General features: G+C 45.6%; 11 protein-coding genes and 1 pseudogene. 2 read left to right on the top strand and 10 right to left on the bottom strand.

What is annotated here, in order from left to right:
• From eno to rlmD, 5 genes are all read right to left on the bottom strand, one after another.
• A partial coding sequence (gene eno, locus SU60_RS00580; RefSeq protein WP_041153851.1) for a phosphopyruvate hydratase occupies positions 1–1,271 on the bottom strand: 1,271 nt, incomplete at its 3' end.
• A gap of 82 nt (positions 1,272–1,353) precedes the next feature.
• Complete coding sequence (locus SU60_RS00575) at positions 1,354–2,994, bottom strand: CTP synthase (RefSeq protein WP_041153850.1); 1,641 nt, start codon at positions 2,992–2,994, stop codon at positions 1,354–1,356.
• A gap of 253 nt (positions 2,995–3,247) precedes the next feature.
• Positions 3,248–4,051, bottom strand: a complete 804-nt coding sequence (gene mazG / locus SU60_RS00570) for a nucleoside triphosphate pyrophosphohydrolase (RefSeq protein ID WP_041153849.1) — start codon at positions 4,049–4,051, stop codon at positions 3,248–3,250.
• 225 nt (positions 4,052–4,276) lie between these two features.
• Entirely contained in the window at positions 4,277–6,496 is a 2,220-nt protein-coding gene (relA, locus tag SU60_RS00565; protein WP_041153848.1) for a GTP diphosphokinase, read from the bottom strand.
• 126 nt (positions 6,497–6,622) lie between these two features.
• Positions 6,623–7,948 carry a 23S rRNA (uracil(1939)-C(5))-methyltransferase RlmD gene (gene rlmD, locus SU60_RS00560; RefSeq protein WP_041153847.1) on the bottom strand — a complete coding sequence of 442 codons (1,326 nt, stop codon included), beginning with the start codon at positions 7,946–7,948 and terminating at the stop codon, positions 6,623–6,625.
• A gap of 216 nt (positions 7,949–8,164) precedes the next feature.
• Here rlmD and SU60_RS22800 point away from each other — a divergent pair, with 216 nt between their 5' ends.
• Both SU60_RS22800 and barA read left to right on the top strand, forming a co-directional pair.
• Positions 8,165–8,905: a HAMP domain-containing protein gene (locus SU60_RS22800; RefSeq protein WP_425337364.1), complete on the top strand. Its 741-nt coding sequence runs from the start codon at positions 8,165–8,167 to the stop codon at positions 8,903–8,905.
• Complete coding sequence (gene barA, locus SU60_RS00555; RefSeq protein ID WP_425337363.1) at positions 8,857–10,938, top strand: two-component sensor histidine kinase BarA; 2,082 nt, start codon at positions 8,857–8,859, stop codon at positions 10,936–10,938. Before SU60_RS22800 ends, barA begins: the two co-directional genes overlap by 49 nt.
• Positions 10,939–11,083: 145 nt before the next feature.
• Here the strand turns inward: barA and acpS are convergent, their stop codons facing one another.
• From acpS to rnc, 5 genes and pseudogenes are all read right to left on the bottom strand, one after another.
• Positions 11,084–11,464 (bottom strand): holo-ACP synthase, encoded by a 381-nt coding sequence (acpS, locus tag SU60_RS00550; protein WP_041153846.1) that lies wholly within the window; start codon positions 11,462–11,464, stop codon positions 11,084–11,086.
• 13 nt (positions 11,465–11,477) lie between these two features.
• Positions 11,478–12,209 carry a pyridoxine 5'-phosphate synthase gene (gene pdxJ, locus SU60_RS00545; RefSeq protein WP_041153845.1) on the bottom strand — a complete coding sequence of 244 codons (732 nt, stop codon included), beginning with the start codon at positions 12,207–12,209 and terminating at the stop codon, positions 11,478–11,480.
• Positions 12,206–12,936, bottom strand: a pseudogene (gene recO / locus SU60_RS00540) (DNA repair protein RecO). Before recO ends, pdxJ begins: the two are co-directional and overlap by 4 nt.
• A gap of 118 nt (positions 12,937–13,054) precedes the next feature.
• Positions 13,055–14,017: a GTPase Era gene (gene era, locus SU60_RS00535; RefSeq protein WP_041153844.1), complete on the bottom strand. Its 963-nt coding sequence runs from the start codon at positions 14,015–14,017 to the stop codon at positions 13,055–13,057.
• Positions 14,010–14,687, bottom strand: a complete 678-nt coding sequence (rnc, locus tag SU60_RS00530; protein ID WP_041153843.1) for a ribonuclease III — start codon at positions 14,685–14,687, stop codon at positions 14,010–14,012. Before rnc ends, era begins: the two co-directional genes overlap by 8 nt.
• Between the last annotated feature and the right edge of the window lie 35 nt (positions 14,688–14,722).

Genomic DNA, 14,722 nt, shown 5'->3' with positions numbered 1-14,722 from the left:
TTGAAAGGAGCGCGCTCACCTAGAGCTTCCTCGATACGGATTAGTTGGTTGTACTTAGCAACACGGTCAGAACGGCTCATAGAACCAGTTTTGATTTGACCTGCAGCAGTACCTACCGCTAGGTCAGCGATAGTTGCATCTTCAGTTTCGCCAGAACGGTGAGAGATTACTGCTGTGTAACCTGCATCTTTAGCCATCTTAATTGCAGCTAGAGTCTCAGTTAGAGAACCGATTTGGTTGAATTTGATAAGGATAGAGTTAGCAACGCCTTTCTCGATACCTTCAGCAAGAATCTTAGTGTTAGTAACGAACAGGTCGTCACCTACTAGTTGAAGCTTGTCACCTAGTAGTTCAGTTTGGTGCTTGAAGCCATCCCAGTCAGACTCGTCTAGACCGTCTTCGATAGAAACGATTGGGAATTGGTTAGCTAGCTCAGCTAGGTAGTGGTTAAACTCTTCAGAAGTGAAAGTTTTACCTTCGCCTTTCATGTTGTAGATGCCAGCTTCTTTGTCGAAGAACTCAGATGCTGCACAGTCCATAGCAAGAGTCACGTCTTTACCTAGTTCGTAACCAGCAGCTGCAACAGCTTCTGCGATAACTTCTAGAGCTTCAGCGTTAGACTTAAGGTTAGGAGCGAAACCACCTTCGTCACCAACTGCAGTGCTGTAGCCTTTAGACTTAAGAACTTTAGCTAGGTTGTGGAATACTTCAGCGCCAATACGTAGACCTTCTTTAAGAGTCTTAGCACCAACTGGTTGGATCATGAACTCTTGGATGTCAACGTTGTTGTCTGCGTGCTCACCACCGTTGATGATGTTCATCATTGGTAGAGGCATAGAGAATTGACCAGCTGTGCCGTTTAGCTCAGCAATGTGCTCGTATAGAGGCATGCCTTTCGCTGCTGCTGCAGCTTTTGCGTTTGCTAGAGAAACCGCTAGGATTGCGTTAGCACCAAATTTAGATTTGTTTTCAGTGCCGTCTAGTTCGATCATTACTGCGTCGATTGCAGCTTGGTCTTTAGCGTCTTTGCCAACTAGAGCTTCAGCGATTGGGCCGTTTACAGCTTCAACAGCTTTAAGAACACCTTTACCTAGGAAACGTGCTTTGTCACCGTCACGTAGCTCAAGAGCTTCGCGAGAACCAGTAGAAGCACCAGATGGAGCTGCTGCCATACCTACGAAACCGCCTTCTAGGTGTACTTCAGCTTCTACAGTTGGGTTACCACGTGAGTCGATGATTTCACGACCTAGAACTTTAACGATCTTAGACATTAATGTTTCCTCTCGTTTCAAATATAAATGTCAATTTTAAAGGGTAGCAGAACAACCTTCTCCGCCACCCGTATCCTTTTGCTTACTTCTCGAATTCACCGCGTGAGAATTGACCCGCAGCTTTAACGAAGCCTGCAAACAATGGGTGACCATCGCGAGGCGTCGATGTGAATTCAGGGTGGAATTGCGCCGCTACAAACCATGGGTGTGCAGGGTTTTCGATCATTTCCACCAGTTTTTTGTCCGCAGACAAACCAGAGACTTTTAGCCCTGCTTTCTCAATTTTAGGACGAAGAACATTGTTCACTTCATAACGATGACGGTGACGCTCATGAATCGTCGCACTGCCGTATAATTCGTACGCTTTTGTTCCTTTGGTTAGGTGACAAAGCTGTGAACCAAGACGCATAGTACCACCAAGGTCAGATTTTTCGGTACGCTCTTCTACGTTACCTTCTTCATCGACCCACTCTGTGATCAAACCTACCACAGGATACTTGGTCTCTTTGTTAAATTCTGTTGAATGTGCTCCTTCCATACCCGCAACGTTACGTGCGTATTCGATAAGGGCAACTTGCATACCTAGACAAATGCCAAGGTATGGTACTTTGTTTTCGCGAGCATATTGAGCCGCAAGGATTTTACCTTCTACACCGCGATCACCGAAACCACCAGGAACAAGAATCGCATCTAAACCTTCTAGCAGTTCGACACCACGGGTTTCAATATCTTGTGAGTCAACGTACTTAATCGTGACATTCAAACGGTTTTTCAAACCTGCATGCTTAAGCGCTTCGTTAACCGACTTGTACGCATCTGGCAGTTCAATGTACTTACCGACCATGCCGATGGTCACTTCACCCGTTGGGTTGGCTTCTTCATAGATAACCTGTTCCCATTCTGACAGGTCAGCTTCTGGCGCATTAATACCAAAACGAGTGCAGACTAAATCATCAAGACCTTGAGACTTAATCAATTGCGGGATCTTGTAGATCGAATCTACATCCTTCATTGAAATCACGGCTTTTTCTGACACGTTACAGAATAGCGCAATCTTCTTGCGTTCATTGGCTGGAATCGCACGGTCTGAACGACACACCAAGATGTCAGGCTGAATACCAATAGAAAGCAGCTCTTTAACTGAATGTTGAGTCGGCTTAGTTTTTACTTCACCAGCAGCCGCTAGGTAAGGTACCAGCGTTAAGTGCATGAACATTGCGCGCTCACGGCCTAGCTCAACAGCCAATTGACGGATCGCTTCCATAAATGGGAGTGATTCGATATCACCGACAGTACCGCCTACTTCAACGATAGCCACATCGTGACCTTCGGAGCCAGCGATAACACGGTCTTTGATAGCATTAGTGATATGAGGGATAACCTGAATGGTTGCGCCTAGGTAATCACCACGACGTTCTTTACGAAGTACGTCGGCATAAACACGACCAGCAGTGAAGTTGTTACGCTTAGTCATTTTGGTGCGGATGAAACGCTCGTAGTGACCAAGGTCAAGGTCAGTCTCTGCGCCATCTTCCGTGACGAACACTTCACCGTGTTGAGTTGGGCTCATTGTGCCCGGATCAACGTTGATGTAAGGGTCAAGCTTCATCATAGTCACTTTAAGACCACGAGCTTCTAGAATAGCCGCAAGAGATGCTGCTGCAATACCTTTACCTAGAGAGGATACAACCCCGCCAGTAACAAAAATGTAATTTGTCGTCATGTTTAACCTGAAATTGGTTGAATGAGGGAAATGGAGTGCTTCTGGACGGGAGATAAATATACCAGAAGCTCCTTACCGCCACAACGTGAAATCTATCACAGTGCAATTTTTTATTTTTTGCTTCAAATCAAAGTGAGCAGAGAGAAAGTAACCCCCTAAGATGGGTGACGAGTCAAACCGGTCTCAAAACCAATAACTTTTCTCATAAAAAACATTCATAAACAACCGCTTGTCTCATAAATAATAATGCAATTTAATTTTGTCTCGATTCTTCAGCTTTGACTTCATTCCAAAACGCATCAAGCTCAGACAAACTACAATCGTTCAATTCTTTACCAGAACAGGCTACTTTCAACTCCACTTGCTTAAAGCGCTTAGCAAACTTTAGATTGGCCTTGCCCAATGCCACTTCAGGGTTTTGACCTAAATGACGAGCCAAATTAACTGTGGCAAATAATAAATCCCCCAGCTCTAATGCGACTTTTTCCTCATCGACTTCGACTTGTAAAGCCTCTTCCATCACCTCATCAATCTCTTCGTGCACCTTAGCCACTACTGGGCCGAGAGAGTCCCAATCAAACCCTACTCTCGCACATTTTTTTTGGATTTTTGTAGCACGTAAAAGTGCCGGTAACGCATTTGGTATTGAGTCTAGGATACTTTCTTCTTGTTTGCCTACTTGAACTTTTTCTTTTGCTTTTTCCGCTTCCCAATTAGCATTAATTTCGTCGTCAGAGTCGAAAGTAACGTCGGAAAAAACGTGCGGATGGCGTCGAGTCAGTTTTTCATTAACCGTTTCCACTACATCTGAAAAATCAAACAGTTCCTGTTCTTTCGCCAACTGGCTATAAAAAATCACCTGAAACAGCAAATCACCCAGTTCTTCTTTGAGGTTGGGCCAATCGCGATTCTGAATTGCATCGACAACTTCATACGTTTCTTCTAGCGTATGCGGCACAATGGTGTCGAAGCTCTGCTTCAGATCCCACGGACAACCACTCTCTGGATCACGCAACTGCGCCATAATCGCTTCAAGCTGTTCAATTGGATGGTTCATATACTTTCCCTTAAAACAAAATGTTCCTTTAAATCAGGATTCCTAAAAACAAAAAGGCGAGCAGCATCACCACTCACCTTATAAATTTTCATATCTCTATTTTTGCTAAGTAGTTGGTTCTTCTAACAAGGCGGTAATATTGTAAGACTCCTGAGCATGGTTCACCATGTGATGGAGTGAGTGCGTGCAGTCAACAACGCTACAACAATAACTATGACGAGAGTTTTAGCCGAGACGTTTCACCGTCATCACATCTTTTATTTGCTCAACCCGTTTCGACACGCGAGAAAGAACCTCGATATTAGTCACTTCGAGATCAAAGTCCATGATGGCTAACTGACGACGATAATCGACACGGTTCTTCATGCTGGTTACTTTGATTTTTTCGTTGGCAAACAAGGTGGTGATGTCTTTGAGCAAACCGCCTCGCTCCATCGCTTCTACACGAACGGTAAGAATATAAGAACCAACAAAACCACTTCCCCAGACGGTATCTATGATCCGCTCTGGCGCGTGATGACGAAGTTCCTCTAACTGCTCGCAGTCACTGCGGTGAACGGATATACCTCGTCCTTGAGTGATGTAACCACAAATTTCATCACCAGGTATGGGTTGACAACAACGAGCGAGGTGCGTCATTAAGTTATCAACACCTTCTACGACTACCGCATCTTTCTTAGGGCGGCTGTGCGCTGGCGTTTTCTGTCCGGCTTCTTTAAGTTTTTCGAGCGCTTGTTGATCTTCTTCTTCCGCGGTTGGTTTGTTGACCAGTGCGTTGATGTGATTGATGATCTGGTTAATACGTAGATCACCACTGCCCACACCGACAAACAGCTCATCGGCCGATTTGACGTTGAAGCGCTGCAGCGCATACCGCTCGGCATCTTTCATTGTCGCGCCAATTTTAACCAGTTCGTGCTCGAGAATTTCTCTGCCCGCTTCTAGGTTTTTCTCACGGCTTTGTTTACGGAACCAGGCGTTGATCTTGGCACGTGCACGACCGGAATGGACAAAGCCCAGTGAAGGGTTTAACCAATCACGCGACGGATTTGGCTCTTTTGAAGTGATGATTTCAACTTGGTCTCCCATGTGAAGCTTATGGGTAAAGGGAACGATTCGTCCGCCCACTTTGGCACCAATACAACGGTGGCCCACTTCTGAGTGGATATGGTAGGCAAAGTCTAATGGCGTTGCTCCCATCGGTAAGTCGACCACATCCCCACGCGGGGTAAACGCGTAAACACGATCATCAAATACTTGACTGCGAAGCTCATCCAGCATTTCACCGGAATCAGACATCTCTTCTTGCCAATCAAGCAATTTGCGTAACCAAGTAATTTTCTCATCGTAGCCGCTACGGACTGTTGCCCCTTCTTTGTATTTCCAGTGAGCAGCAACACCGAGTTCCGATTCCTCATGCATTTGCTTGGTACGAATCTGAATTTCGATGGTTTTCCCTTCAGGGCCGAGAATCACGGTATGAATCGACTGGTAACCATTGGGTTTCGGGTTTGCGACGTAATCATCAAACTCGCTTGGCAAATGCTTGTATTTGGTATGGACAACGCCTAATGCTGCATAGCAATCTTGCAGTTTGTCGGCAATGATACGTACCGCACGAACGTCAAACAATTCATCAAATGCCAAGCTCTTCTTCTGCATTTTACGCCAGATGCTGTAGATATGCTTCGGACGCCCACTCACTTCGGCATTAATGCCTGAAACTTGCATTTCCTGAGTAAGATCATCAACAAAGTCTTTGATGTATTGCTCACGGACAATACGTCGCTCGGCTAACTGCTTCGCAATTTGCTTGTACGTATCGGGTTGCTGATAACGGAAGGCGTAATCTTCGATTTCCCATTTGAGCTGACCGATACCAAGACGGTTAGCCAACGGCGCATAAATATTGGCACACTCTTTCGCCGCAGCGCGTCGAACTTCATCAGGCGCTTTTTTCACTTCGATCAGGTTGCAAATTCGTTCTGCTAGCTTGATAACCACGCAACGAAAGTCATCAACCATGGCAAGCAACATGCGACGCACATTGTCGACCTGAGACGATGCAGCACTGCCTTCCATATTGACGTTCAGCTGGCCAATGGCCGCCATTTCCTCAACACCATCAATCAGCTTGATGATTTCTTTGCTGTATTTTTCTTCTAGCAGCTCTCTGTCAAAAGCACCACTTGAAACTAAAGGGAACAGTTGTGCAGCGACGAGCGTCGCTTTGTCCATCGATAACGTGATCAAGATTTCGATCATTTCTCGACCGCGCCAAAGCAGCAGTTCGGCTTGTTCGTGATCGATCAAGATGGCTTGACAATCCCGATACACCTCGATTAAGCGCTTTGCTATGCTTTTCTCTTGCCCTAGGCTAGCCACCCATTGCTCAAGTTCAAACTGTTCATTTTGGTTTAAATGTGCGCTTCTTACCGCAACCATTTCATCGTCCTAATTATTATATTCGTGTGGTTTGACTATTACCGTCCAAATTCGTTCTTTCATCAGTGCTGAACGCTGTTTTTTGACCCACCACAAGTAAAGGCCTAAATATTCGTTCGTCTCTCACTAAGCATCAATTTTCTCAAACAAGGCCATTGATTCTAAATGACTGGTATGAGGGAACATGTCTAACATACCTAATCGGGTTAATTTGTAGCCTTGCTCTAGTAAGCTCTGACTGTCCCTTGCAAGGGTAGCAGGATTACAAGAAACATAAACTACACGCTGTGCCCCGAACTGTGAAACTTGATCGACGATCCCACTCGCCCCTGCTCGGGCTGGATCGAGGAGTATTTTGTCGAAATGCGCGTTGGCCCAATCTTGCCCTTCAAAATCCTGTTCAAGGTTAGCGTGATAAAACTGCGCGTTATTGATTTGGTTCAATAATGCGTTATTTGCTGCTTTGTCGACCATGTCCGCCACGCCTTCGACGCCGACTACCTGTTGAACCAGCTTTGCTATCGGTAAGCTGAAGTTACCGAGGCCACAGAACAAGTCCAGCACTCGATCGCTTGATTGTGGATCTAACCATAAGATGGCTTGCTCAACCATTTGACGGTTTATCGCTTGGTTAACCTGAATAAAGTTGTTAGGCGTAAATGGCACTTTGACCCCGGCCTCTTGATAGAAAGGGGGCTGCCCTTCAATTAGATCAAGTTGATCGGCCTTTGGCATCAGATACAGTGATGCCTGGTGACGTTTCGCAAGCTCACGTAATGCGTTCACTTCAAGCTCAGTCAGCTTACTCATGTGACGCAAAGTAATACAAGGACCATTGTCACCCAAAACGAGCTCAACATGTCCTAACTGTTCAGGTTTTTTAAATGTTTTCAAAATAGCGTATATTTCAGGCAGTAACGTATTTAAAGCCGGGGCTAATACGGCACAGTCTGTCACCTGAGTGATATGTTTGCTCTGCTTTTTACGAAAGCCAAATTGCAACTGGCGTGTTTTCTTATCGACAAACAAGCTAACTCGAGCTCGGCGACGGTAACCTAAGCCCTCGCCCAACACAGGGGCATCAAGCTCAATATCACTGCCTGCGAATTTTCGCATTAACTGACGCAGCGTCTGCTGTTTGTACGTCAATTGTTGGTCATAATCCAAATGTTGCAGGTCACATCCGCCACACTCATCATAATAAGGGCAGAAAGGCGTAACTCGCGCCTCACTCGGTTTGAGTATTTTGATCAGCTTACCACGAGCAAACTTACTTTTTTCTTCCACCAATTGAGTCACGACTTCCTCGTTAGGTAGTGCTCCATCGATAAATAGTGGCTTTTTCTTGAGGTATGCAATACCAGCACCCTGATGATCCAAACGCTCCACCAGCACCGATTGATGGCGAGTGTTAAGTTGAGTTTTCTTTTTGGGTTGAAAAATACGTGCCATGCTCTGTGCCTGATTTGTGTCTAATTGCCCTACAGCTTCACTATTATTGACTGCAGCCGTTGTGTGATTCGAGTGACTTGATTATGCTTATCGTTTATTCGATGACGTCACTCCTCTGTTCCCGCACTCTATGGAGTGGAACATTAGTGCGTTATTTTCCCATATCCAGACTCCGATGTAATTAGATAACATGACCAGATATGCTTACGAGCTCGTGTGATAACACTAACTCTCGCCCCTACTCTCATTATTGGCTTATTACTGAGCGGTTTTTTCTCATTTAACCGCTACCAAGATCTTGAGAAACAAGTCATCACAACCGGCAACAGCATCATTGAGCCACTTGCGATCGCTAGCGAAGAACATTTACTGTCTGAAAGCCGCGAATCCGTCCGCCGCTTAATCAGTTACGCGCACCGCAAGAACTCTAAGCTAGTGCGTAGTATCGCGGTGTTTGATTCTCATCATGAATTGTTTGTGACATCAAACTTCCATCCGAACTTTGAAGCTCTGATGTTCCCCAAGGACAAACCGATACCTAAGCTTGGTGACTCTGAAACCTACGATCACTCTTTAATATTACGTGTTCCCATTTTAACTGACGGTTACTCTAGCTCAGAACTTTCCCATCAAGATCAAGGTACCAGAGCGATTGGTTACATTGCGGTCGAATTAGACTTATCTTCTCTGCGCCTGCAGCAATACCAAGAAATCTTTTCTGCCTTTTTAGTTCTTATTTTAGGCCTCGGCCTTGCCAGTGTCTTTGCCTCTCGCCTGATGCATGATGTCACTCAACCCATCACCCATATGAAAAACGTCGTCGACCGCATTCGTCGGGGGCATTTGGATGTGCGGATTGAAGGAAAAATGCACGGCGAGCTGGATCAACTGAAAAACGGCATTAACGCATGGCAGTCTCATTGTCTGAATACCATATGGAGATGCAACACAGCATAGACCAAGCGACGTCAGATCTACGGGAAACCTTAGAACAGTTAGAAATTCAGAACGTCGAATTAGACATTGCTAAGAAACGAGCTCAGGAAGCCGCTCGGGTTAAGTCAGAATTCCTGGCAAACATGTCGCACGAATTGCGTACGCCACTGAATGGCGTAATTGGCTTTACTCGCCAAATGCTAAAGACACACCTTTCAAACAGCCAAACCGATTATCTTCAAACCATTGAAAAATCAGCAAATAACCTATTAAATATCATTAATGACATTCTCGACTTTTCGAAGCTTGAAGCTGGTAAGCTCGCATTGGAAAACATTCCGTTTGATTTCCGAGAGAGCTTAGAAGAAGTCATTAGTTTGCAAGCGACCAGCGCACACGAGAAAGGACTCGAAATTACCCTCAAAATCGATCCGAAAATACCGTCAGGTTTAATCGGTGACCCCCTACGTATTCAACAGGTATTGACTAATTTGGTTGGGAACTCCATCAAATTTACCGAACGCGGCAACATTGATATTAGTGTCGAGATGCGATCGCAAGTCGATGATTCTGTCGAGTTACAGTTTATGGTGCGAGATACAGGGATCGGTATTTCTGAACGTCAACAAGCTCAGCTGTTCCAAGCCTTTAGCCAAGCCGATGCCAGCATTTCACGCCGCTATGGTGGCACAGGACTTGGGTTGGTCATCACCCAGAAGTTGGTGAGTCAAATGGGGGGCGAAATCAGCTTGACCAGTCGCCTTCACCAAGGATCTACGTTCTGGTTTACCTTACATCTCCATGCGACCGACATGCCGATGAGCGAGCTGCTCGATTTGGAGCTGTTAACGAACAAGCAATTACTGTTGGTTGAGCCAAATATGCAAGCCGCCTCCGTCACTCAGCAGCTGTTAGGTCAAGAAGGCGTCATCGTGACCTACCGACCAACTTTGCCAGACAATGATGAGCAATATGACTACGTCGTACTTAATCTGGCGGCCAATCAAACTTACGACGAACAATCGGTGTCCGCGCTCATAGAGCAAGCCAAACATTTCGCACCGAGTGTCATTATGGGAACACCAAGTACCGAGCTAGCGCTTGCCGATCAAATCATGATCGAGCATAACGTTCAGTGTCTGACCAAGCCAATATCGCGAAGAAAACTATTACAAAGCTTAATTAGCGAACATATCGAGTCACCTCAAGCATTAATGGCTCCCATTATTTCGACGCAGGAAGAAGAGCGGCTGCCATTAACAGTTTTAGCCGTCGACGATAACCCAGCCAACTTAAAACTGATCGCCGCCCTACTAAAAGAACGCGTTGAAACGGTCACCTCTTGCACCAATGGGCAACAAGCGGTCAACCTCGCGACCGAAAAGAAATACGATTTAATTTTCATGGATATCCAAATGCCACAAATGGATGGCGTCACCGCGTGTAAACATATTAAGCAGCTGGAACTCAACAAAGATACGCCTGTTATTGCCGTGACTGCACACGCGATGGAGGGAGAACGGGAGCGCTTACTGGCAGCAGGAATGGATGATTACCTAACCAAGCCGATTGAGGAACATGTACTCCAGCAAGTATTGATGCACTGGAACCCGAATGCTTGCTCAGAAACAATTGATAAGATCGCGCCTTCTTATGTTGATGTTCAAGACAGCAAAAAATCAGCAAGTACGGGCAATGAGCAACAAGATATCATTATCGATTGGCAAGCCGCGCTAAAACAAAGCGCCAACAAGGAAGATTTAGCCAAAGAAATGCTACAGATGTTGGTCGATTTTATCCCAGAAGTGGATAGCGCGGTCGAGCAAGCGTTAGAAGACAGTCATTTCTCTCGTGATGATTTGATTCATTTGGTTCACAAACTGCATGGCAGCAGTTCTTATTGCGGAGTTCCAAGGTTGAAAACTTTATGCGCGACACTTGAAAAAGCACTGCGCTCAGGTGCAACCATCGAAGAAGTGGAACCTGAAATGTTCGAGTTACAAGATGAGATGATTAAAGTGACCACTACAGCAAAATTGTACCTAGCTCAGTAACTAGGCTTACACAAAAAACCAGAGCGTGAAATGTGGCTCTGGTTTTTTATTCCTATCCGCACATCATAGCAATGAGAAGTTAACGACGTTATCAACCACGTTTGACCATCGAGAATGAGCCGTTATTTAACACCAATGATATGACTTACGACTCGAAAATCACCGTCGCAACGGCATAATGACGTTCATCTGATATCGACAAGTGAATATGCTTCACCCCCATCTGAGCGGCCATTTGTTTCGCGACGCCAGAGAGTGTAACAACAGGCTTGCCTAGCGCATCATTGCAAACGGTGAAGTCGTGGAATGTCACTCCCTTCGCGATTCCTGTTCCCAATGCTTTAGAAGCTGCCTCTTTTACCGCAAAACGTTTAGCAAGGTAGCGAGCTTTTTGTTTGAGCAATGAAAACTTGGCCATTTCGGTTTCTGATAAAATCCGTTGAGCAAACGCTTCACCACTTCGGCTCAGTGCTTTTTCAATACGTTCAATTTCTGCGATGTCGGTACCTAACCCTACAATAGCCATCAGGAATGCCTGATTACTTGCGAGCTTCGATCATGATGGCTTTCATATCAGCCACTGCTTTTTCTAAGCCATCGAACACCGCACGGCCAATGATAGAGTGACCAATGTTCAATTCATAAATTTCTGGTAGTGCGGCAATGGGTGCAACGTTATGGTACGTCAGGCCATGACCTGCGTTGACGATGATACCCAAATCATCTGCGTAGCTTGCGCCTGCGGCGATTTTTTTCAGTTCCGCTTGCTGATCGTCTTCATTCGTCGCGTCGGCGTAATGCCCCGTGTGCAACTCGATAAAAGGCGCACCGCATTTTTTGGCCGCTTCGATCTGCTGACGATCCGCGTCGATGAACAAAGACACTTTAATGCCCGCTTTGGTCAACTTTTTAGTGGCTGCTTTGATCTTATCCAATTGACCAACAACATCTAAGCCACCTTCTGTGGTCAGCTCTTCGCGCTTTTCTGGAACCAGACACACAAACTCAGGCTTAGTCTGGAGCGCAATCTCAACCATTTCGTCAGTGACCGCCATTTCCAGATTCATGCGAGTCTGGAGCGTTTCACGCAAAATACGAACATCACGGTCTAAAATATGGCGACGGTCTTCACGCAAGTGAATGGTAATACCGTCCGCCCCTGCTCGCTCTGCGATTTCCGCAGCATGAACTGGATCTGGGTACTTGGTTCCGCGTGCATTACGCAAAGTAGCGATATGGTCGATATTAACGCCTAAATAGATTGAGCTCATTTTCCATTACTCCGTGCTCTGGATGTCTGAATAAACAATTCACGACTTTTTAAAGGTTTGCCGCCAAGATACGGCTTTAGTGCTATACGTGTAAAGCGTTTTGCCGCTTTTAACTGCTCTTTCGTAACAAATCGGCGCTCACTGATCGCAATCAATTCATTGCCTAAAAATGTCAGATTATCGTGCCTCACTGATGCAATGAACCCTTTTTGCTCCCGGTAACGGTACGTCATATCAGACTCCACTGCCTCACCAGTACCAGCACAATGCAAAAAGTCGACTCCATATCCCAGCGCAGAAAGCAAAGCCAATTCAAAACGGCGCAGTGCTGGCTCTGGGTTGGTACACTGAGCCAGCTCGGTTAACGCATGTAGATAATCGTGAAACAGCGCCGGCATTGGCACTTCGGCCATTAACACTCGACCTATCAGTCATTCACATATAAGGCAGAGTAAAGATTGATGCCAGTAAGAGGCAAGCCAAGACTAATGGGTTCAGCTTGGCGTAAGGTTTTCATTGAGCCTTTACCGGACCATTTAAGTAATAAAGGCGTAAAAGGTTGCAATGCACCTTTAAGGTTTGAGCGTTTACTGCGAGCCCCTTTCGCCATCAACGTGATACGACCATACTCTTCACTAAAAACATCAAGAATTAAGCTCGATTCACTGTAAGGGCGCCGGTGCAGGACAAAACAGCGCTGTAAGCCTTCTGCAGACAAATTACTCATTTCTATTGCTGTGCCTAATAATGCCTATCTGGATCAGTGTGCCCAAAAGTATGAAAATAAAAAATAAGGAGCCAAGTGGCTCCTTATTCTAATCGATATTGGTGGCTAATCGAACTATTTATAGGTCGTCAATATAACCCAGAGAGCGCAGTGCTCGTTCGTCGTCAGCCCAACCGGATTTCACTTTAACCCAGGTTTCTAGGTAAACTTTGCGCCCGAAAAGCTCTTCCATATCTAAACGAGCTTCACGACCGATGGTTTTGATTTTTTCACCACCTTTACCAATCACCATTTTCTTCTGACCATTACGCTCAACCAGAATCAAGGCATTGATATGGAAGCCGTCTGTGTCTGGGTTGTAATCGAAGCGTTCGATTTCGACCGTAACGGAGTAAGGTAATTCTTCACCGGTAAAGCGCATCAGTTTTTCACGCACGATTTCCGATGCCATAAAGCGCTGTGAGCGGTCTGTGACATACTCTTCAGGGAAGTGGTGCGTTGCTTGGGGTAAATGCTCACGAACATGCTTACGAAGCACATCGATGTTCTTACCTTGCTTGGCGGAAATTGGTACGACATCAACAAAGTCCATTTTCTTGGACATGTCCGCCATGTGCAGCATCACTTCATTGCGATCTTGTACGTTGTCAACTTTATTGACGCACAATACCACTGGGAAGTTCGATTTTTGTAGCTTGGTCAGCACCATTTCATCGTCTTTGGTCCAATGCGTCCCATCGACTAAGAAAAACACCAAGTTGACATCACTCAATGACGAGTTTGCAGCACGGTTCATCAAGCGGTTGATTGCACGTTTTTCTTCAATGTGCAGTCCTGGCGTATCCACATAAATCGCTTGATAATCACCATCGGTATCGACACCCATGATGCGGTGACGCGTTGTCTGTGGCTTACGAGATGTAATGGAAATCTTCTGACCGAGAATTTTGTTTAGTAGGGTCGATTTACCCACGTTCGGTCGACCAACGATGGCAATAAAGCCACAATGCTGGTTTTCTGGTGAGCTTACTTCACCGTGTGATGCAAAAAATGCATCAATATCAAATTCGTTATCAGCCATTCGTTAATTGCTCTAATGCTGTTTCCGCTGCCGCCTGTTCTGCCTTGCGGCGGCTGGTGCCTTTGCCGATTACAGGTTTATCCACACCTGCAACTTCACACTCAACCGTAAACTCTTGGTTGTGTGCTTCACCTTTAATATTAGTCACTGTATACACAGGCAGCGGTTTTCTTCTACCTTGCAGGAACTCTTGAAGGCGAGTTTTAGGATCTTTTTGTGAAACACCCGGTTTAATCGCTTCAAGACGAGTTTTATACCAGCTCAGCACAATGCCACGCACGGCTTCAAGATCACTATCAAGGTAAATTGCACCGATAATCGCTTCTACTGCGTCGGCTAAAATAGAGTCACGTCGAAAGCCGCCACTCTTCAATTCACCTGGACCTAATTTTAAATAATCTCCTAGGTCGAACTCACGACCCAGTTCCGCCAATGTGTGTCCGCGAACAAGTGTTGCGCGCATACGACTCATATCACCTTCATTTACTTTAGGAAAACGATGGTAGAGATCATCAGCGATGACAAAACTTAAAATTGAATCGCCCAGAAACTCAAGACGTTCATTATGCTTACTATTAGCGCTGCGGTGAGTCAGCGCCAAGTTAATCAGCTCGGCATCTTTGAATTGGTAGCCGAGCATTCGTTCTAGTTTATCAATTGGAGAAGTCATACTCTCTCGATATCAATGTTTATTTCTCTATATAG

This window comes from Vibrio mytili (genome assembly GCF_000830505.1).
Classification (GTDB): Bacteria; Pseudomonadota; Gammaproteobacteria; order Enterobacterales; family Vibrionaceae; genus Vibrio; species Vibrio mytili.
Note: the sequence above shows the minus strand (reverse complement) of the source record. Positions and strands in the feature narration are given on the sequence as shown.

Coding starts and splice junctions, on each gene's coding strand:
- barA (WP_425337363.1), top strand. CDS start 8,857: ATGGCAGTCTCATTGTCTGAATACCATATGGAGATGCAACACAGCATA.
- pdxJ (WP_041153845.1), bottom strand. CDS start 12,209: ATGAGCTCAATCTATTTAGGCGTTAATATCGACCATATCGCTACTTTG.
- relA (WP_041153848.1), bottom strand. CDS start 6,496: ATGGTTGCGGTAAGAAGCGCACATTTAAACCAAAATGAACAGTTTGAA.
- mazG (WP_041153849.1), bottom strand. CDS start 4,051: ATGAACCATCCAATTGAACAGCTTGAAGCGATTATGGCGCAGTTGCGT.
- rnc (WP_041153843.1), bottom strand. CDS start 14,687: ATGACTTCTCCAATTGATAAACTAGAACGAATGCTCGGCTACCAATTC.
- era (WP_041153844.1), bottom strand. CDS start 14,017: ATGGCTGATAACGAATTTGATATTGATGCATTTTTTGCATCACACGGT.
- SU60_RS00575 (WP_041153850.1), bottom strand. CDS start 2,994: ATGACGACAAATTACATTTTTGTTACTGGCGGGGTTGTATCCTCTCTA.
- rlmD (WP_041153847.1), bottom strand. CDS start 7,948: ATGGCACGTATTTTTCAACCCAAAAAGAAAACTCAACTTAACACTCGC.
- acpS (WP_041153846.1), bottom strand. CDS start 11,464: ATGGCTATTGTAGGGTTAGGTACCGACATCGCAGAAATTGAACGTATT.